At 53.9% G+C, this 18453-nt stretch carries 19 protein-coding genes and 1 tRNA gene; 10 read left to right on the top strand and 10 right to left on the bottom strand.

The window, feature by feature from the left end; translation table 11 throughout:
- The first annotated feature begins 34 nt into the window (after window positions 1-34).
- Both GNG26_RS00360 and GNG26_RS00355 read left to right on the top strand, forming a co-directional pair.
- On the top strand, window positions 35-1426 hold the full coding sequence (locus tag GNG26_RS00360; RefSeq protein ID WP_103824300.1) for an NCS2 family protein: 1392 nt from the start codon (window positions 35-37) through the stop codon (window positions 1424-1426).
- Window positions 1427-1545: 119 nt separating this feature from the next.
- Complete coding sequence (locus GNG26_RS00355) at window positions 1546-3246, top strand: AsmA family protein (RefSeq protein WP_156237442.1); 1701 nt, start codon at window positions 1546-1548, stop codon at window positions 3244-3246.
- A gap of 559 nt (window positions 3247-3805) precedes the next feature.
- Here the strand turns inward: GNG26_RS00355 and yicI are convergent.
- The gene (gene yicI / locus GNG26_RS00350; RefSeq protein WP_156237441.1) at window positions 3806-6124 is read right to left on the bottom strand and encodes an alpha-xylosidase; all 2319 of its coding nucleotides are present in this window, start codon (window positions 6122-6124) and stop codon (window positions 3806-3808) included.
- 12 nt (window positions 6125-6136) lie between these two features.
- Window positions 6137-7531 (bottom strand): glycoside-pentoside-hexuronide family transporter, encoded by a 1395-nt coding sequence (locus GNG26_RS00345; RefSeq protein WP_156237440.1) that lies wholly within the window; start codon window positions 7529-7531, stop codon window positions 6137-6139.
- 282 nt (window positions 7532-7813) lie between these two features.
- Here GNG26_RS00345 and GNG26_RS00340 point away from each other — a divergent pair.
- A tRNA-Sec gene (locus GNG26_RS00340) sits at window positions 7814-7908 on the top strand.
- A gap of 68 nt (window positions 7909-7976) precedes the next feature.
- Here GNG26_RS00340 and GNG26_RS00335 read toward each other — a convergent pair.
- Together GNG26_RS00335 and GNG26_RS00330 are read right to left on the bottom strand one after the other, a co-directional pair.
- Window positions 7977-8582 carry a GNAT family N-acetyltransferase gene (locus GNG26_RS00335; protein WP_197080124.1) on the bottom strand — a complete coding sequence of 202 codons (606 nt, stop codon included), beginning with the start codon at window positions 8580-8582 and terminating at the stop codon, window positions 7977-7979.
- Between the two features lie 62 nt (window positions 8583-8644).
- A complete protein-coding gene (locus GNG26_RS00330) occupies window positions 8645-9793 on the bottom strand; it encodes a hypothetical protein (RefSeq protein ID WP_156237438.1) in 1149 nt (382 codons plus the stop codon).
- Here GNG26_RS00330 and GNG26_RS00325 point away from each other — a divergent pair.
- Window positions 9792-10214 carry an ASCH domain-containing protein gene (locus GNG26_RS00325; protein ID WP_156237437.1) on the top strand — a complete coding sequence of 141 codons (423 nt, stop codon included), beginning with the start codon at window positions 9792-9794 and terminating at the stop codon, window positions 10212-10214. The two genes, GNG26_RS00330 and GNG26_RS00325, sit on opposite strands and share 2 nt — an antisense overlap.
- Window positions 10215-10221: 7 nt before the next feature.
- Here the strand turns inward: GNG26_RS00325 and GNG26_RS00320 are convergent, their stop codons facing one another.
- Window positions 10222-10413, bottom strand: coding sequence for a toxin-antitoxin system HicB family antitoxin (locus GNG26_RS00320; protein ID WP_156237436.1), 192 nt, complete (start codon window positions 10411-10413; stop codon window positions 10222-10224).
- Window positions 10414-10537: 124 nt separating this feature from the next.
- Here GNG26_RS00320 and GNG26_RS00315 point away from each other — a divergent pair, with 124 nt between their 5' ends.
- Window positions 10538-10828 carry a SymE family type I addiction module toxin gene (locus GNG26_RS00315; protein ID WP_156237435.1) on the top strand — a complete coding sequence of 97 codons (291 nt, stop codon included), beginning with the start codon at window positions 10538-10540 and terminating at the stop codon, window positions 10826-10828.
- A 492-nt stretch (window positions 10829-11320) separates the two neighbouring features.
- Here GNG26_RS00315 and GNG26_RS00310 read toward each other — a convergent pair whose 3' ends face one another.
- Window positions 11321-11761 carry an acetyltransferase gene (locus tag GNG26_RS00310; RefSeq protein WP_156237434.1) on the bottom strand — a complete coding sequence of 147 codons (441 nt, stop codon included), beginning with the start codon at window positions 11759-11761 and terminating at the stop codon, window positions 11321-11323.
- 117 nt (window positions 11762-11878) lie between these two features.
- Here GNG26_RS00310 and GNG26_RS00305 point away from each other — a divergent pair, with 117 nt between their 5' ends.
- Window positions 11879-12091, top strand: a complete 213-nt coding sequence (locus GNG26_RS00305; RefSeq protein WP_156237433.1) for a transcriptional regulator — start codon at window positions 11879-11881, stop codon at window positions 12089-12091.
- A 208-nt stretch (window positions 12092-12299) separates the two neighbouring features.
- Here the strand turns inward: GNG26_RS00305 and GNG26_RS00300 are convergent, their stop codons facing one another.
- From GNG26_RS00300 to GNG26_RS00290, 3 genes are all read right to left on the bottom strand, one after another.
- Window positions 12300-12842: a hypothetical protein gene (locus tag GNG26_RS00300; protein WP_156237432.1), complete on the bottom strand. Its 543-nt coding sequence runs from the start codon at window positions 12840-12842 to the stop codon at window positions 12300-12302.
- Between the two features lie 161 nt (window positions 12843-13003).
- Complete coding sequence (locus tag GNG26_RS00295) at window positions 13004-13234, bottom strand: class I SAM-dependent methyltransferase (protein WP_156237431.1); 231 nt, start codon at window positions 13232-13234, stop codon at window positions 13004-13006.
- Between the two features lie 48 nt (window positions 13235-13282).
- Window positions 13283-13807: a lipocalin family protein gene (locus tag GNG26_RS00290; protein ID WP_103177683.1), complete on the bottom strand. Its 525-nt coding sequence runs from the start codon at window positions 13805-13807 to the stop codon at window positions 13283-13285.
- Window positions 13808-13924: 117 nt separating this feature from the next.
- Here GNG26_RS00290 and GNG26_RS00285 point away from each other — a divergent pair, with 117 nt between their 5' ends.
- The 4 genes from GNG26_RS00285 (at window position 13925) to GNG26_RS00270 (ending at window position 17453) form a co-directional block, all read left to right on the top strand.
- Window positions 13925-14653, top strand: coding sequence for a MerR family transcriptional regulator (locus tag GNG26_RS00285; protein WP_156237430.1), 729 nt, complete (start codon window positions 13925-13927; stop codon window positions 14651-14653).
- 96 nt (window positions 14654-14749) lie between these two features.
- Window positions 14750-15160, top strand: a complete 411-nt coding sequence (uraH, locus tag GNG26_RS00280; protein ID WP_114385495.1) for a hydroxyisourate hydrolase — start codon at window positions 14750-14752, stop codon at window positions 15158-15160.
- 102 nt (window positions 15161-15262) lie between these two features.
- A complete protein-coding gene (locus tag GNG26_RS00275) occupies window positions 15263-16222 on the top strand; it encodes a DUF523 and DUF1722 domain-containing protein (RefSeq protein ID WP_156237429.1) in 960 nt (319 codons plus the stop codon).
- A gap of 142 nt (window positions 16223-16364) precedes the next feature.
- Window positions 16365-17453: an AAA family ATPase gene (locus tag GNG26_RS00270; RefSeq protein ID WP_156237428.1), complete on the top strand. Its 1089-nt coding sequence runs from the start codon at window positions 16365-16367 to the stop codon at window positions 17451-17453.
- A gap of 19 nt (window positions 17454-17472) precedes the next feature.
- Here GNG26_RS00270 and GNG26_RS00265 read toward each other — a convergent pair whose 3' ends face one another.
- Window positions 17473-18435 (bottom strand): GlxA family transcriptional regulator, encoded by a 963-nt coding sequence (locus GNG26_RS00265; RefSeq protein ID WP_156237427.1) that lies wholly within the window; start codon window positions 18433-18435, stop codon window positions 17473-17475.
- Between the last annotated feature and the right edge of the window lie 18 nt (window positions 18436-18453).

Raw genomic sequence — 18453 nt, 5'->3', positions numbered from 1 at the left:
AAATGCCCGCTTTTCCTCCAGGGGTTCGCAGCAGATGTCCGTTAACGCCATTGAACAGCAAGATGCGCAACCGATTGCGCAGCCGCAAAACAGTGAACTGATTTACCGTCTTGAAGACCGTCCGCCGCTGGCGCAGACCTTGTTTGCCGCCTGCCAGCATCTGCTGGCGATGTTTGTGGCCGTTATTACCCCAGCCCTGCTGATCTGTCAGGCTCTCGGTTTACCGGCGCAGGACACCCAGCACATTATCAGCATGTCACTGTTTGCTTCGGGCGTGGCCTCCATTATTCAGATTAAAGCCTGGGGGCCGGTGGGCTCCGGTCTGCTGTCGATTCAGGGCACCAGCTTTAACTTTGTTGCCCCGCTGATCATGGGCGGTACGGCGCTGAAAACCGGCGGCGCGGATGTACCTACCATGATGGCGGCGCTGTTCGGCACCCTGATGCTGGCAAGCTGCACCGAGATGGTGATCTCCCGCGTTCTGCACCTGGCGCGCCGCATTATTACCCCGCTGGTCTCCGGCGTAGTGGTAATGATTATCGGCCTGTCGCTGATTCAGGTGGGTCTGACCTCCATCGGCGGCGGCTACGCGGCGATGAACGACCACACCTTCGGCGCCCCGAAAAACCTGCTGCTGGCGGGCATCGTACTGGCAATCATTATTCTGCTTAACCGTCAGCGTAACCCGTACCTGCGCGTCGCCTCGCTGGTGATCGCCATGGCGGCTGGCTACCTGGCCGCCTGGGCGATGGGTATGCTGCCGCAGTCTGCCGCGCCGACCGACAGCCCGCTGATCATGGTGCCGACGCCGCTCTACTACGGCCTGGGCATTGACTGGAGCCTGCTGCTGCCGCTGATGCTGGTATTTATGATCACCTCACTGGAAACCATCGGCGACATTACCGCGACTTCTGACGTCTCTGAACAGCCGGTCTCTGGCCCGCTGTACATGAAGCGCCTGAAAGGCGGCGTCCTGGCCAACGGTCTGAACTCGTTTGTCTCCGCCGTGTTCAACACCTTCCCGAACTCCTGCTTCGGCCAGAACAACGGCGTAATCCAGCTGACCGGCGTTGCCAGCCGCTACGTGGGCTTTGTCGTGGCGCTGATGCTGGTTTTACTGGGCCTATTCCCGGCGGTGAGCGGCTTTGTGCAGCACATTCCTGAGCCGGTCCTGGGCGGCGCAACGCTGGTGATGTTTGGCACCATCGCGGCATCGGGCGTGCGTATCGTCTCCCGCGAGCCGCTGAACCGCCGCGCTATCATGATCATCGCCCTGTCGCTGGCAGTGGGTCTGGGTGTTTCTCAGCAGCCGCTGATCCTGCAGTTTGCCCCGGACTGGGTGAAGAACCTGCTCTCTTCCGGCATCGCCGCCGGTGGGATCACCGCTATCGTCCTGAACCTGATTTTCCCGCCAGAAAAGAACTGATCGCCTTTCACGGCAGCAGGCAACTGCTGCCGTGACACGTAATTACACCATTCCCGCCTTGAGCATTGCGTATAAATCGTGCATAACTCCTTTATGTTCGTTTTACGTGATGGAAGACCATGAAATTTATTGGAAAGCTTCTCGTCGGTATTCTGGCCGTTCTGCTTATTGCGATCCTCGCGCTCTATATCCTTGTACAAACCCGCTGGGGAGCGGCGCAGGTCAGCAGCTGGATCACGGTAAACACCGATTACGAACTCAATTTCGACCTGATGGATCACCGTTTCTCGTCGCCCACGCACCTGGTGCTGAAAAACGTCACCTTCGGGCGCGATGGCCAACCCGCGACGCTGGTCGCGAAGATGGTGGATATCGGCGTGAGCAGCCGTCAGCTCACCGATCCGCTGCACATGGATACCATCACCCTGTTTGACGGCACGCTGAACCTCTCGCCGCAGACCGCTCCTCTTCCCTTCCAGGCCGATCGCCTGCTGCTGAACAACATGGCGTTTAACAGCCCGAACACTGAATGGGATCTGAGCGCCCAGAAGGTAACCGGCGGCGTGCGCCCCTGGGACCCTGAAGCGGGCAACGTGTTGGGTAAAAAAGCGCAGATTCAGATCAGCGCCGGGTCGCTAACGCTGAACGGCGTACCGGCCAGCAACGTGCTGATTGAAGGTGAACTGAACGGTAAAGAGGTGGTGCTGACCACCATCGGCGCAGACATGGCCCGGGGCTCGCTCACCGGCACCGCGCGACGCGACGCCAACGGCGGCTGGAAGGTGGACAACATGCGCCTGAATGAGATCCGCCTGCAGAGCGATAAATCGCTGTCCGACTTTTTTGCCCCGATTACTACCCTGCCATCGTTGCAGATTGGCCGCCTCGACGTGACCGATGCCCGCCTGCAGGGGCCGGACTGGGCGGTCACCGATCTCGATTTAAACCTGCGCAACCTGACCCTCAGCCAGGGCGACTGGCAGAGCGAGGATGGCCGCCTGTCGATGAACGCCAGTGAATTTATCTACGGTTCACTGCATCTGTTCGACCCGATCCTGAACGCCGAATTCTCCCCGCAGGGGATCGCCCTGCGCCAGTTCACCTCACGCTGGGAAGGTGGGATGGTGCGCACCTCCGGCAACTGGTTGCGCAGCGGTAAAGCGCTGGTGCTGGATGATGTCGCCGTCGCCGGGCTGGAATACACCCTGCCGGAGAACTGGAAAACGCAGTGGATGACGACCCTGCCGGAATGGCTGCACAGCGTCACGCTGCGCAAATTCGGCCTGAGCCGGAACCTGGTGATCGATGTCGACGCCACCTTCCCGTGGCAGATCACCGCGCTCGACGGTTATGGCACCAACCTGCAACTGGCGAAAGATCGCGAGTGGGGGGTCTGGTCAGGCACTGCCACCCTGAACGGCGCGGCCGCCACCTTTAACCGTGTGGACGTGCGCCGTCCGTCGCTGACGCTTACCGCCAACGCCTCGACGATTGCCATCAATGAACTGAGCGCCTTTACCGAGAAAGGTATCCTGGAAGCGAAAGCCAGCGTGTCGCAGACCCCGGTGCGCCAGACTACCGTTAATCTGACCGGGCGCGGCGTGCCGTTGAACATCATCCAGCAGTGGGGCTGGCCAGCGCTGCCGGTGTCCGGCGACGGCAATCTTCAGCTCACCGCCAGCGGCAACGTGCAGAAAGATTCCCCGTTAAAACCGACGGTTAACGGCAGGCTGAATGCGGTAAATATGGATAAGCAACAGGTGACCCAGACGATGACGGGCGGGGCGGTGAATACGGTGGCACCACCACCCGCACCATAATGTGGGCCCGGTAAGCGTAGCGTTACCGGGCATCAGACCGTACTGCATTGCCGGGTGGCGGCTTCGCCTTACCCGGCCTACAAAACCCACAGCCTGCACGACCCGTAGGCCCGGTAAGCGCAGCGCCACCGGGCATCAGACCGCACGGCATTGCCGGGTGGCGGCTTCGCCTTACCCGGCCTACAAAACCCACAGCATGCACAATCCGTAGGCCCGGCAAGCTACGCGCCGCCGGGCATCAGACCGCACTGCATTGCCGGGTGGCGGCTTCGCCTTACCCGGCCTACAAAACCCACAGCATGCACGACCCGTAGGCCCGGTAAGCGCAGCGCCACCGGGCATCAGACCACGCTGCATTGCCGGGTGGCGGCTTCGCCTTACCCGGCCTACAAAACCCACAGCATGCACGACCCGTAGGCCCGGCAAGCACAGCGCCGCCGGGCATCAGACCGTACTGCATTGCCGGGTGGCGGCTTTGCCTTACCCGGCCTACAAAACCCACAGCATGCACGACCCGTAGGCCCGGCAAGCAACGCGCCGCCGGGCTTTTCCAGACGACTCAGAGGTGAACCACCACCTCATCCCCTTCGGCTTTCACCACCACGCCCCACTCGCTGCCGATGTTGGATGCGCCTTTCACGCTGCTAATCCGCTGCACATTGCGCAAACAGACCGACCAGCCCCTCGCCTCGCCGTTCCCTTTCAGGGTGAGCGTATCCCCGCTGCGCGTCGCGGTCAGGGTAAAGGCCACATCACCGTTAGCCGCAGGCACTTCGCTTATCGCCGTGGCGCCATCGTCCAGGTTAAACAGCTGGAAGGCGGTACCTTCGTTCCAGGCGTAGTCTGGCTTCTGGTCGTTGTTACCCAGCGCCAGCAGGGTGTTGTCGCGCACGTAGACCGGCAGGCTCTGGAAATCGTGCTGCTGTTTGTGCCAGCGGCTGCCCTGCAATTCGTCGTTATGCCACAGATGCGTCCAGCGCCCTTCCGGCAGGTAAAACTGCACGTCGCCCGCCTCGCTGAATACCGGCGCAACCATCACCGCATCGCCCAGCATATACTGACGGTCGAGATAGTCGCAGGCCGGATCGTCCGGGAACTCGAGCATCATCGCCCGCAGCATCGGCGTGCCGAACTCGCGGGCCAGCGCCGCCTGGCGATAGAGGTATGGCATCATCCGGCATTTCAGCTGAGTGAAGTGGCGCACCACATCGCAGGACTCGTCATCATACGCCCACGGCACCCGGTAGGATTTGCTGCCATGCAGGCGGCTGTGGCTGGAGAGCAGCCCGAACGCGCACCAGCGTTTGTAGACGTGCGCCGGGGCGGTGTTTTCGAACCCGCCGATATCGTGGCTCCAGAACCCAAATCCGGAGAGCCCGATCGACAGCCCGCCGCGCAGACTTTCGGCCATCGATTCATAGTTGGCGTAGCAGTCGCCGCCCCAGTGAACCGGGAACTGTTGCGCACCCACCGAGGCCGAGCGAGCAAACAGCACCGCCTCTTCCTCGCCCACCGTCTCTTTCAGCACGTTCCACACCAGCTCGTTGTAGATGTAGGCATAATGGTTGTGCATTTTCTGTGGATCGGAACCGTCGAACCACTGCACGTCGGTCGGGATGCGCTCGCCAAAGTCGGTTTTAAAGCAGTCGACGCCGATCTCCACCAGGCCTTTCAGCTTGTCGGCGTACCAGGCACAAGCCTCCGGATTGGTGAAGTCGTAGATCGCCAGCCCCGGCTGCCATTTATCCCACTGCCACAGGGAGCCATCCGGACGTTTCAGCAGATAGCCCTTCTCTTTCAGTTCTTTAAATACCGGGGATTTCTGCCCGATGTACGGATTGATCCACACGCAGACCTTGAGCCCTTTCTCCTTCAGGCGGCGGATCATCCCTTCCGGGTCCGGGAAGGTGACCGGGTCCCACTCGAAGTCGCACCACTGGAAGGCCTTCATCCAGAAGCAGTCGAAGTGGAAGACGTGCAGCGGCAGGTCGCGCTCCGCCATGCCGTCGATAAAGCTGTTCACCGTGGCTTCGTCGTAGTTGGTGGTGAACGAGGTGGTGAGCCACAGGCCGAACGACCACGCTGGCGGCAGCGCCGGACGCCCGGTGAACTGCGTATAGCGGTTGAGCACCTCTTTCGGCGTCGGGCCGTCGATGACGAAGTACTCCAGATATTCACCCTCGACGCTAAACTGCACCTTCGACACCTTCTCGGAGCCGATTTCAAAGGAGACGTTTTCCGGGTGGTTCACCAGCACGCCGTAGCCGCGGTTGGTGAGGTAGAACGGGATATTTTTGTACGACTGTTCGGTGCTGGTACCGCCGTCGCGGTTCCAGGTCTCGACCGTCTGGCCGTTGCGCACCAGGGCGGTAAAGCGCTCGCCCAGGCCGTAGACGGTTTCACCCACGCCCAGATCCAGACGCTCAAACATGTAGTTGCGATCGGTATTACCGTCCTGCACGTAGCCATTGTTTTTCAACTGGCTGCCGGTGATGCGCTGGCCGTCGCGGAAGAAATCCAGCGACCAGAACTCGCCTTTAGTGACGCGCACGCTGATGTTGCCGCTTTTCAGCTCGGCAAACTCCGCGTTGTTTTCAATCTGCACGTTAACGTCTTTCAGGACGTTGAGCGGATAGTGTGGGCCGTTATTCAGCGCCCCCTGGAAGTGCTCGATACGCACCCCGACAATCCCCTCCTGCGGCGCAAACAGGCGCACGGTGAACATCAGGGTGTCGAGCTGCCAGGTGCGCTCGCGCACGTCGCGCGGGGCGACATAGACCACCAGGTCGTTGCCCTGCTGCTCCACATCGAATACCTGAACCGGATAGGTCACGTTCAGACCCGGTTGAATTAGCCAGTTTCCATCACTGATTTTCATGCTTTCGTCCTCTTAGTTCTGCAATTCTTTGCTGACCGGCAGGGTGTTAAATTCCTGCTGGTTACGTCGCGCGCCCTGCGCCAGATCGTTCATGATTTTGACCAGGAATGGCGTCTTCAGGCTGTAGTAGCGTTTGGCGATCACCGCGCTCAGCAGGTAGCAAGCGGCGGGTACCAGGGTAAACAGGGCGATGATAATGCTGATGGTGGCGCTGTTCTGGGTTTTTGCTGCGGCATCGTAGCCGCCGCCAGCCAGCATCCAGCCGATTAATGCCCCGCCCAGCGCCAGACCCAGCTTGAGCACGAACAGCGTGCCCGCAAAGCTGATGCCGGTGAGGCGTTTGCCGTTGGTCCACTCACCGTAATCGACGGTGTCGGACATCATTACCCACTGGATCGGCGTCACCAACTGGTGCAGCACGCCAATCACGAAGATAAAGCCGAACATAGTGATGCTGGCCTGCATCGGCACGAAGAACATCGCCACGCTCGCCACCGCCAGCAGGGCATTGGTCCACCAGAAGACGCTGACTTTGCATTTCCAGTCGGTGAGCGGTTTCGCCAGCGCGGAGCCAATCAGGTTGCCGACGCAGTAGGTGGTAAGGAAGGCGACGAACAGTTCTGGCGAGCCCATGATCCAGGTGACGTAGTACATCATCGCCCCGCCGCGCACGCAGACCGCCAGAATGTTGAGGATGGTGAGCAGCCCGACGATGCGCCACTGGTCGTTCTTCCAGATGTCGCGCAGATCTTCACGCATGGAGGTGGTGCTCGGCGGCACCTGGATGCGCTCTTTAGTGGTTAAGAAGCAGAACGCCAGCATCAGGAACGCCACCACCGACAGCACCGCGATACCGCCCTGGAAGCCGAGCGCTTTATTCTCGCCACCAATCATATTCACCAGCGGCATCATCAGCACCGTGGAGAGCATGCCGCCCGCCGTCGCCAGCACAAAGCGCCAGGACTGAAGGGAGATACGCTGTGTCGGGTCGTTGGTGATCACCCCTCCCAGGGCGCAGTAAGGGATGTTGACCACGGTATAGAGCAGGGTCAGCAGGGTGTAGGTGACAGCAGCGTAGATCATTTTGCCGTTCAGGCTGAGATCCGGCGTGGTATAGGCCAGCACGCAGACCACGCCAAACGGGATCGCCCCGAACAGTATCCACGGGCGGAACTTACCCCACCGGCTGCGGGTGCGGTCGGCTATCAGCCCCATGCAGGGGTCGGAGACAGCATCCAGCGCACGCGCCAGCAGGAACATGGTGCCGACGAACCCGGCGGGGATGCCGAAGATATCGGTATAGAAAAACATCATGTAGAGCATAACGTTGTCGAAAATGATGTGACTTGCGGCGTCACCCATGCCGTAACCAATTTTCTCTTTGACGGATAAGACTTCGCTTTTCATTGTTTTTCCTTCACGCGTAGGGCGCTGAGACCGGTTACATTTTTTGTAAACCATTCACCCACGGGCAGGTATTGCGTTTTCTGGTTACTTTTTTACGTTTCTTGTTTTTTGTGATCGCGATAAAAGTGTGGAGGCGGGAAATGTAAGCTGAGGATTTTCTTAGGGTTTACGCTGGGGGCATAACGCAGGTCAAAAAAGGGGTGAAATAAGTGAGGGAAATGATGGGGTAAATGATTGAAAGTAGCTATAATGCGCCCCGCCTCCATGTAGCAATCGAGGCGCGGAAGATCGTCATCTCCGGTGAGGTGGCTGGACTTCAAATCCAGTTGGGGCCGCCAGCGGTCCTGGGCAGGTTCGACTCCTGTGATCTTCCGCCAAAATTTCTTATCCTTCTAATTTGCATTTAGTACAAAACCTATAAATAGTGAAGAAATAGTTATAACTACTATTTTTTAATGAAATGGGTTTCTTTTTTGTTTTTCAGATATTCCCCAGCTATAGATTTATACTCATGAAAACCATTTTTAGTAAGAAATGGAACCATTTTATCTAATGCATCTTCACTAACTGTTATATTAACGTTTTTACCTTTCAACAAAGAAAGCGAACAATTCAATAATAGAGAACCTAAACCAATCCCACTAAATTTCTCTTCAATAAAGAATGTAGAAATCTTATATTCACTAGGATGTATCTTTAATACCGACAACCCAGCCAATTGCTCATCTACTGAAGCAGCCAGAACAAATCTGCCATTAGGTAAAATTCTATTTTTGAGAAAATCAATGTTTGTATTATCTAATTGATAACTACTGAAATAGTCCCGATACTTAATTTTGTTTTCTATAACATCATTAATCAATTTTGTTTCATACCACTTATGAAAACACGGATAGTAATCATTGGCCTTAACAAAAAGATTTTTCACTTCATGATTTTGAAAATCAGAGTAATCATCTAAGATTAATAATTTAATTTTTTCGATTGAAGGTGGTGCATCCAAATGCATACTGTAAAAGCTATTTTTATCAATGTTTTTAAGTACGTGCATTTTACCCTCCCGAAACATATATAAATTTAACTTAACAATTATATTATAAAAAACACGTTTCTTCAACTTTTGAACGAATCAAACCATGCTTTAATTAGATCGTAAATATAATTACTGAAAATGCTTAAAAACACTATTACAAGTACATATATAATTATCGTCAATATTGGTGATTCTGTTTGCTTGAATTTAGCAACGGCAATAAAGTCTGTCATTTTATGCATATTGATGCTTTTTATTTTTTTATTATGTTCTACTCGCGATGACATCTCTTCGGAATCAATATTGCAACTCGCATCTTTTTTAGGGCGACAGTCTTTTTCCCAATGATAGATCATAGATGATTGCTCTTTTTTGAAAATATCCTCTTCAAAATATTTTTGCCATGTTTCACCCTCAAGTATTCTACATTTTTTAAAACTTTGTCCTGAATGAGACAGTTGGTATTCATCCGTCTCGTCACGTATGACAAAAAGATGGTATTTATGAGGGCATGCACATGCATTAGCTAAGCTAACCCTAACATCCATAGGCAAAACACGTAGTTCATTAATCCTGAAATCAATAACTACCAATTCATCTTTAAAAGGCTTTAAAAACTTATCAGAATTTTCAGTTTTATGAATTAACGCATTAATTTCATTGGGTTTCAAATCCTCTAAACGCAAACGAATATAATATTTCAAATCTTCTTTATTATTAATGAAGCTTAAATCTTCACTATCAATAACACATTTTGATAGCTTAAACGAAATCTTTGTATACTCATCATTTACAACAACTCTGACTCTATTATCATATCTGCCATCTACATCTTTAAAATCTAAACTCGTATTTAATGCCAAGAAACTATTTGGATTCGAAGCAAGGTTATAAACAACATGCTTTGTTTTAACATTACGAGTAACGGATACATAGTCATTAAATATAGCTGATACAAGATCCTTGTTAGCATCCATTTTCCCGCTTAAGTCATGTATTCTATCCTTAGTTATAGGAAACGGTATGAAGATGTTTAAGAATTTTTCATCATCTTCTTGAATTTTTTGGGCATCACTATTATTAAATGTAAACTTTACACCTAAATCAATACAATTTATTAGTGGTTTTCTTGTGCACCAAAAATTTATATGCAACTCATCTATACATATCTTTGAGGCTTGGTTATTATCTGGCTTCCCCTCAACCCAAACAGCGAAACTTTTGGCCATGTCGAACCCTATCCTAATGAGTATTAAGCCGTTATATTCCCATCAGATTATAACACAAAAAAAGACAATTGAAATAAGAAAAAAAATTGGCAAAAAATTCTCCAAGGACGAAGATGTATATATCTATTCATCATTTCCCGATCAAAAAATAATTGGAAAATTCCAAATAGAGTCTCTAATCCATTTTGATAAAAATGAAATTACTGAAGATCTTCTCAGTCAATCATGCTTAACAAAAGAAGAAATGCTTCATTATATTCAAGATAAAAAAGTATTTGGTATAAAAATTAAGAAAGTTACTCTGCTTCATCCATTATCATTAACCGAGATAAAATCTGAGTTAGTTAATTTTACGCCCCCACAATCATACAGATATTTAGATTTTCAAATGAAGGAGCTATTTAATAGAAGGCTCTATTAGCAATATTTTATCCCCTCGGTTCAATATTTTTCTGCCGCAAAGCCCCTCTCGCCAGTTCCTTCAACCAGCTGGCGAGACTCACCCCTTCTTCCGCAGCCACAGCATCCAACTGTTCCTTCAATGCCGGATCAATACGCATTTTAAACTGCGGAGATTGCCCGCCGCCTTTTGGTTTTTTTTCACGCGCTATGATTGACATGGGGCCACCTATCCATCTAATCTGAACCATATAGGAGGCCACCTAAACCTCCGGTTTTATCAACGCACCAGTGTGCAGGAACACACCGGTGCGTCTAACCTCACCAACTATCAAGGAGTTGATTATGGCTGATTCGCATTCTACCCCAGACACCACCGCAACCGGAACTGAGCGTACATTAATTGTGGGATATCGCCCGCAAGGTCGCGATCGCAGTACGCCAAACCTTATCCTTTCCGGTAAATGGCTGCGCGCGGCGGGGTTTGATACCGGAGATAAAGTCACGGTAAAAGTCATGGATGGCTGCATCGTGGTAATGGTGCACAACCCGCATGAGAAGAAGCTGTTAGACAAATTAAAGCTGGCGCAGCAGAAGCTGAAAGGCATTGAAGGAGCGCTGGCTCTGGCGTCGTGATCAGAGAGCAAACCTACAGCAATGAACAAATCATCAGAAAGTAAATAGCTTACAGCGGCTCCCTGGTCCGGCTGAAAATCGCTGAGGCGTTGACCGCAGGCCGGGGCGAGGCGCATGGATGCGCCGAGAGGGCGTGACCTACATGGATGTAGGATCACGCCCGACCCGAAAGCCGGAGGGAATAAGCCGAGGACAAAATTGCCGGGAGCAATTTTGGACAGCGCTTGCGCTGGCCCCGAAGGGGTGAGCCCCAGGGATGGGGCGAACAATCCGCGAAGCGGCGATTTTCTTTGCCGGGAGCCGGGATTGTTAAGGGGCGGCGGCAAGCCCCTTAACACGTTCACAGGTGACGTAGTTTACAGAGCAGCAGCGAACGTAAGGTGAACGGAACCACCACTCATGCGGCATATTCCCCTCCCAGCACAAACCTGAAGCCCGGTGGCGCTACGCTTACCGGGCCTACGATTCCGGGTAACCGCAACCGCCTCCTGCTCAGGAAACAGAGAGCCGCATATGCAACAACGGAAACGCATTCCCCTGCCCGTCCCGCTCCGATCGCCCAACCTGCACAAACCCCATATGCTGATAAAACCCAACCCCCTGCGGATTCTGCTCGTTGACGTCCACCTCGTTAGCACCGAAATGGTCAATAGCGTGTCTCAGCAGCAGCGTGCCGACGCCTTTCCCCCGGCTCGCATCATCTACAAACAGCATTTCAATGCGGTTCTCATCCACGCCCAAAAAGCCATGAATAACGCCGCTTTCATCGCGGGCGATCACAACCTTTAAGTTCGGTAAATAGGCATTGAGCAACAGCGGACGCAATGCCGCAATATCGCTCTCCTGTAAAAAATGGTGCGTAGCGCGAACGGAGGACTCCCAGATCGCGACGAGACATTCAAATTGTGAGGGGACTGCGGTTTCGATTTTCATAATGCGATCATGGTCGGGAAACGAATCTACATCAAGCCTGAGCAGGTGTATTTATAAGCTGTAGCTTATACAATTAATAACTTATCAAGGATGACATCATGTAATGGAAACAAGAAATTGAAAACCCTGAATGAAGCGATCGCTTCGCGTTCCCCTGAAAGCCAAAAACGCATCAAAGAAATGGCCGACGAAATGATCCTGGAAACGGGTCTGCAAATGATGCGAGAAGAGCTAAAGCTGTCGCAAAAGCATGTCGCTGAGGCAATGGGCGGTAAACTGAGTCTGGATGTTGAACTCCCGACCGGGAAGCGCGTGGCGTTTCACATTTAGGAAATTCCAGTTTTGTCCCTCTCCCAACAGGAGAGGGAACCGACCGCGCTTAAACAGATACTCCCATCACCGCACCCACCCCGTCTTTCTGCACGACCGTATGACATTTTTTTTGCCATTAAATACTTTTGCAGCCGGTGTAATTTTCCTTATACATGTATCCATCGCAGCCTGCCCCGGCAAGATATAGGACAATCAATTCGCTATATTATTGAACGTTTCCTGAAAGAGTGGATTCAATGTACGTGAGAACCTGTTGTTGATTCATTGGCGACCGCATATTGATGCCCATTCCCAGCTTTTGCAGACATGCGTGGAGATTTTGGATTAATGCGTCATCATTCTTCAAACAGATAATATAGGCATTTTCAAAAGGTAAAATATCAACAAGCCTTATACCTTGTGGGCTCAGGTAGTGGTTGATATGTTCGAGCCAAGGCATCATGTAGGGAAGATCCCAGGGCTCAATTTCAGCCTCTGACCAGTTAATTTTCTCAATGAACGTAAAAAGATACTCAGAGGGATCAACGGGAAGAGAAACACTAGCCAGTGTTTTTAACGCCGGAAGATAACCGGTATATTCCGTCCATTCTTCATATACCATCAGATGTTGCGCACTGAGGTTGTCATATAACCAATCCAGAACAGTTTCAGGCTCAAGGGTGGTGGGAACAGAGGCATAAAGTGAATCGGGATCTAATTCCGGGATACTGTTTTTCAGGGCGTGTATCAGGTCCTTCAAATCGTCCATTAATATTTCCTTATATTATTCACTAGATAAATTAAAAATTAATTTTCTGATCCAGATATATCCCACTGCGCCGTAAACAATATCAAGCGGATATAAAAACTGCAATTTCATCCCTCTGTCGTAGCCCAATAAATATGGCAACTTTACTTCCTGATTTCACTTCATCTTTCGGCACAAGGGTCATGACGTTTTCCTCCGGGTTTCACCAGCCGTAGGATATGTTGCAAAAAGGCCACCACATCGGTGTCGTTGAAATATTCGAAGATCCCCAGCACATTCACCTGTTTGTCGCTGCGGATCAGGCACGCTTTCAGATCGTACTGTAATGCCTGGGAACGGATGCCTATGGCGTCGTTAGCGTGGATAAACCAGTGGCAGCTGTTGCTGTCCATCCGGTTGTCCGTCTGCCCGCACGCCGCCCCAGGAAGAAAGCACGATATTTATTGCTTCACCCATACCAGCTGATCGACCCGGAAGCCCAGGCTGCGCGCGGTATTGAGATAATCCTCTTTCACCGCATCCGGAATGGTCGGGGTACGTGACAGGAGCCACAGGTAGTCGCGGTTCGGGCCGCTGACCAGCGCGTACTGGTAGTTATCGTCCAGCTTGATGACGTTATACCCGCCATAGAACGGGCCGAAGAACGAGACCTTCAGCGCGGCGGTGGTCGGCGCGCCGGTGAAGGAGGCTCTCCCCTCGCTCTCGTTCCACTTGCGTTTCACCGGATCGTATCCGCGGTTGATAACGCTGATCTGCCCGTCGCTGCGCTTGCCGTAGGTGGCGGTAACCTGCTCCAGACCGCGTTCGAAGCGGTTTTCCAGACGGGCGACTTCGTACCACTTGCCGAGATAGCGGCTGGCGTCAAAGTTAGTGATGGGCTGCACACCTTTCGGCGGCGTAGGGGATTTACAGGCAACCAGGGTCAGCGCAATGGCGACACCGGTCACAACAGGCCATAGTTTCATGAGAACTCCTTTCATTTGCGCGTCTGGATGTAAAGTGTAGTGCACCGCTGTGGTGCTTCATCCCGCAGGCAAATATTCGTAGTATATTGAGATTAATCCTTTCCTTCGGACGCAGACATGGCCTACTCCATCGGCGAATTCGCCAGACTCAGCGGGATCACCGCCACCACCCTGCGGGCGTGGCAGCGCCGCTACGGTTTACTCAAGCCGCAGCGTACGGAGGGTGGCCATCGCCTGTACAGCGAGGAAGATGTCCAACAGGCGCTGAAAATCCTCGACTGGGTGAAAAAAGGCGTCCCGATTGGCCAGGTGAAGCCACTGCTGGAGCGCCCTGCACCGAGCCGTACCAATAACTGGCAAACGCTGCAACAGAACATGCTGGACCGTCTGCAGGCGGGCAAAATCGAATCCCTGCGCCAGATGATTTACGATGCCGGCCGCGAGTATCCCCGGCCAGAGCTGGTCGCGAAGGTGTTACGCCCGCTGCGCAGCCAGGTCTCGGCGAACGTTCCCGCCGCCATGACCCTGCGCGAGATCCTCGATGGCATTATCATCGCCTATACCTCGTTTTGCCTTGAGGGCGATAAGAAAGCGCCGGGCGACAACCTTCTGCTCAGCGGCTGGCACCTGAACGACCCCTGTGAAATCTGGCTTGAAGCTCTGGCACGCACCGGCCAGGGCCATCGGATCACCATCCTGCCTATTCCGCCTGCCGCACTGGCACCGGAGATCTTCCCGGACCGCAAGTGGCTGTTGGTCACCAGCGGTAAGCTCAATGCCGCGCGCAAAAGCCAGGTTGAGCAGTGGCAGCAGCAGGTTTCCCTTGAGGTGATTATCCTCCGATGATTTTCTCCTGCGGGAATTGTCACGAAAAGTTGAATATTTTCCCGCGCGGCAAATGCTAACGTTTTCCTGTGACTTACTACTCCACAGGAAAACCCAATGAAAAAAAGTGCCCCTCTGCTGATCCTGGCCTCTATGGCCTTTGCTCCTGTCGCCTTTAGCGCCCCTGTCGGTACGCTGAGTGTGCATATCCTTGACCAGCAAACCGGTACGCCACCGCCGGGCGTCAGCGTTACGCTGGAAAAACAGCAGCAGGACAAATGGACCCCTGTTGCCAGCGGCAAAACCGACCAGGATGGCCGCATCAAGTCGCTCTATCCAGACGATCAGGATATGCAGCCTGGCGTCTATAAAGTGACGTTTAAAACCGCAGAGTACTTCCAGGCGAATAAGCTGCAGTCATTCTTCCCGGAGATCCCGGTGCTGTTTACCGTGACCCGCACCAACGAGAAGCTGCACATCCCTCTGCTGCTCAGCCAGTACGGTTACTCGACCTACAAGGGCAGCTAAAAACTATTGATATTTATAGATATTAAAAAATAGTTTCGCCAATACTTGGACAAAATAGTCAAGTTGTGTAACTTTTAGATATAGGCTCTGGAGGTACACACCATGACAACAAAACCTGTGCTGGGTATTAGCGGATGTTTAACCGGTTCCGCCGTTCGCTTCGACGGCGGGCATAAGCGTATGGGCTTTGTCATGGATGAGCTGGCCCAGTGGGTCAACTTCAGGCCCGTCTGTCCGGAAATGGCTATTGGTCTGCCGACGCCTCGTCCGGCGCTGCGTCTGGTCCTGACCGACAGCGGTGAGACGCAGATGCGGTTCAGCAAAGCGCCTCACGAAGACGTTACGCAGAAGATGGCCGATTTTGCGGCGGGTTATCTGCCAAAAATCGGCGATCTTGCTGGCTTTATCGTCTGTGCAAAATCCCCTAGCTGCGGCATGGAACGCGTGCGGCTTTATGATGAAAACGGCAACCGGGGCCGCAAGGAGGGTGTCGGGCTGTTCACCGCTGCGCTCCTTGAAACCTGGCCGTGGCTACCGGTGGAGGAAGATGGACGCCTGCACGATCCGGTACTGCGGGAGAATTTTGTTGAGCGCGTCTTTGCCCTTCACGAACTGAACACCCTGCGCGCCAATGGCCTGACGCGCCGTGCGCTGCTCGATTTCCACAGCCGCTACAAACTTCAGCTGCTGGCGCACCATCAGGCGGGCTACCGTGAAATTGGTCCCTTTGTCGCTTCGCTGCACGAGTGGGAAGACCTGGAAGCCTTCTTCGAGGCGTACCGCGAAAAGCTGATGACGATCCTCAAAAAACCCGCTTCGCGGAAAAACCACACCAACGTCCTGATGCATATCCAGGGCTATTTCCGTAACCAGCTGAACAGCCGCCAGCGCGGTGAATTGCGCGACGTGATCCTGCATTACCGTGACGGATTACTGCCTATTCTCGCCCCGCTCACGCTGCTGAAGCACTATCTGGCCGAATATCCCGACCGGTATCTGATGACGCAAAACTATTTTGATCCCTATCCGGATGATTTGGGTTTGCGTCTGGCCGTGATCTGACTATCAAATGCGAGGCCCCATTGACCCTGAAAGGCCCGAAGTAGTACCCCGCTTAGACGACACCTCACTGTCGTCTTTTTTTTGCACTTTGCGTGAAACACTGTAACTCTGTACAGGTCTAGTCCGCAAAATGGGTCCGCCGATGATCAACACCCTGCACATTCAAAACTACCGCTCGATTCGCGAGCTGTCGCTGGATCTACAGCAGCTCAATATCGTTTTCGGCCCGAACGGCACCGGTAAATCCAATATTTACAAGGCCATCCACCTGATGCACAGCGCGGCGCAGGGGCAGTTTTCCCAGGCGCTGGCAAATGAAGGCGGCATTCTGAAGGTGTTCTGGGCAGGCAAAACCCGCAGCGACCAGCTGCGGCGGATGAATCTGGCGGTGGAAACCGAAACCTACGAGTATGAACTGCAGGTGGGCTTTGTTGAAAAGCTGCCTTATCCCTCGCAGTTTCAGCTCGATCCGGTCATCAAAGAGGAGTCCATCTGGCTGAGCGGCCATCAGCGGCGCCCCTCCGCACGCCTGATGCAGCGCAAAAACCAGACCGTATTTCTGAATAACGTTCACCACGAAAAGGTGACCCACAGCGGCACCCTGTATGAGAACGAATCTGTCTTCGGCCAGCTCGGCGAGCCGCACCTCTACCCCGAGGTGTCGCAGATGCGCGAATCCCTGCGTAACTGGCGTTTTTATCATGAGTTTTCTGTCTCATCCGGTTCGGCGATGCGCGCCCCGCAGGTGGGGTTCCGTTCGCCGATGCTGGCCAGCGACGGCGCAAACCTGGCGGCCGCGTTTCAGACCATCGTCGAGATTGGCGACGAAATGCTGCTGATGCGTATTCTCGACCAGGCTTTCCCGGGCTGCGTGTTTTACAGCGACAATACGGGCGGACGTTTCCGGATGATGATGCAGCGCGAAGGCTTAAGCCGGCCGCTGGAGCCCGCAGAGTTTTCCGACGGCACGCTGCGTTTTCTCTGTCTGGCGGTGGCCCTGCTCAGCCCGCGTCCGCCCGCCTTTATCGCCCTCAACGAACCGGAAAACAGCCTGCATCCGCAGATGCTGCCTGCCCTGGCGAGCCTGATTGCCGAGGCCAGCCGCTATTCGCAGATCTGGCTCACCAGCCACTCGCCGGAGCTGGCGAACCTGATTGAGAAGCATCGATCGTTTTCGCTGTATCAGCTGTCGATGGTGGAAGGCGAGACGAGAATGGCGCGGCTGGGGTAAATGCCGGATGGCGCTACGCTTATCCGGCCTGGGCCTGCGTGCGGAAGGTTTTGCGCCATTCCGCCGGGCTGACGCCAAAGCGGGCCTTAAACTGCTGGCGCCAGGTCACGGCTGAGAGATAGCCCACTTGCTCTGCCACCGCCTCGATCGGCAGATTGCTGCTCTCCAGCAACAGTTGGCTACGCCGCAGGCGTTCGGCGGTGATCCACGAGACCACACTCATCCCGGTGGCTTTCATAAAATGGCGGGTCAGGGTGCGGCGACTCATCGCCACGCTCTCTGCCAGCGTATCCAGGTTGAGCGGCTGGCTGATATTACGCTGGAGATAATCGATCAGATTATTGATTCGCGCATCGCGGGTGGTTTCCGGCACCGGCTGGGCGATAAACTGCGCCTGCCCGCCCTCGCGGTGCGGCGGCACGATCATCCGTCGGGCAATCTGGTTGGCGACCTCACTGCCAAAGCGCTGACGGATAATGTACAGGCAGCAGTCCAGCGCGGCGGCGGTACCGGCAGAGGTGATGATGCGGTCGTCATCAACGTACAGCGCGTTGATATCGAGCTGCACGTTCGGGAAGAGCGTCTGAAACTGGCGTTCGAACTCCCAGTGCGTTGCCGCGCGTTTGCCGTCGAGAATGCCAGCATAGCCGAGAACAAACGACCCCAGGCACAACCCGACGATCTCCGCCCCGCGGTCTTTGGCCTGCACCAAGCTGTCGAGCAGCGCCTGCGGTGGGCGTTCAAGCACATGTGCCCAGTAGGGCACCACGACGATATCGGCCTCTGTGATGGCCGAAAAATCGTGGGTGGCATTGAGCGCAAAGCCGTCACGGGAGGTGAGTAACCCTGGATTTTCGGCGCAGATCGTCACATTAAAACGCTTTTTACCGGAAACGGTATCGCCAAAAAGAATGCAGGGAACGGAGTAGTGGAACGGGCTAAACCCGTCCACGGCGACAATGGCAACGTGAGTAAGCGGCATTGATCTCTCCTTTCCCCT

The organism is Leclercia sp. J807, assembly GCF_009734465.1.
Taxonomy (GTDB): Bacteria; Pseudomonadota; Gammaproteobacteria; order Enterobacterales; family Enterobacteriaceae; genus Enterobacter.
This window is presented reverse-complemented; position numbering and strand designations above follow the sequence as displayed.

Excerpts from the sequence above, each read along its gene's own strand:
- GNG26_RS00360 (WP_103824300.1), top strand. The coding sequence starts at position 35 with ATGTCCGTTAACGCCATTGAACAGCAAGATGCGCAACCGATTGCGCAG.
- GNG26_RS00355 (WP_156237442.1), top strand. The coding sequence starts at position 1,546 with ATGAAATTTATTGGAAAGCTTCTCGTCGGTATTCTGGCCGTTCTGCTT.
- yicI (WP_156237441.1), bottom strand. The coding sequence starts at position 6,124 with ATGAAAATCAGTGATGGAAACTGGCTAATTCAACCGGGTCTGAACGTG.
- GNG26_RS00345 (WP_156237440.1), bottom strand. The coding sequence starts at position 7,531 with ATGAAAAGCGAAGTCTTATCCGTCAAAGAGAAAATTGGTTACGGCATG.
- GNG26_RS00335 (WP_197080124.1), bottom strand. The coding sequence starts at position 8,582 with ATGCACGTACTTAAAAACATTGATAAAAATAGCTTTTACAGTATGCAT.
- GNG26_RS00325 (WP_156237437.1), top strand. The coding sequence starts at position 9,792 with ATGTCGAACCCTATCCTAATGAGTATTAAGCCGTTATATTCCCATCAG.
- GNG26_RS00330 (WP_156237438.1), bottom strand. The coding sequence starts at position 9,793 with ATGGCCAAAAGTTTCGCTGTTTGGGTTGAGGGGAAGCCAGATAATAAC.
- GNG26_RS00320 (WP_156237436.1), bottom strand. The coding sequence starts at position 10,413 with ATGTCAATCATAGCGCGTGAAAAAAAACCAAAAGGCGGCGGGCAATCT.
- GNG26_RS00315 (WP_156237435.1), top strand. The coding sequence starts at position 10,538 with ATGGCTGATTCGCATTCTACCCCAGACACCACCGCAACCGGAACTGAG.
- GNG26_RS00310 (WP_156237434.1), bottom strand. The coding sequence starts at position 11,761 with ATGAAAATCGAAACCGCAGTCCCCTCACAATTTGAATGTCTCGTCGCG.
- GNG26_RS00300 (WP_156237432.1), bottom strand. The coding sequence starts at position 12,842 with ATGGACGATTTGAAGGACCTGATACACGCCCTGAAAAACAGTATCCCG.
- GNG26_RS00295 (WP_156237431.1), bottom strand. The coding sequence starts at position 13,234 with ATGGACAGCAACAGCTGCCACTGGTTTATCCACGCTAACGACGCCATA.
- GNG26_RS00290 (WP_103177683.1), bottom strand. The coding sequence starts at position 13,807 with ATGAAACTATGGCCTGTTGTGACCGGTGTCGCCATTGCGCTGACCCTG.
- GNG26_RS00285 (WP_156237430.1), top strand. The coding sequence starts at position 13,925 with ATGGCCTACTCCATCGGCGAATTCGCCAGACTCAGCGGGATCACCGCC.
- uraH (WP_114385495.1), top strand. The coding sequence starts at position 14,750 with ATGAAAAAAAGTGCCCCTCTGCTGATCCTGGCCTCTATGGCCTTTGCT.
- GNG26_RS00275 (WP_156237429.1), top strand. The coding sequence starts at position 15,263 with ATGACAACAAAACCTGTGCTGGGTATTAGCGGATGTTTAACCGGTTCC.
- GNG26_RS00270 (WP_156237428.1), top strand. The coding sequence starts at position 16,365 with ATGATCAACACCCTGCACATTCAAAACTACCGCTCGATTCGCGAGCTG.
- GNG26_RS00265 (WP_156237427.1), bottom strand. The coding sequence starts at position 18,435 with ATGCCGCTTACTCACGTTGCCATTGTCGCCGTGGACGGGTTTAGCCCG.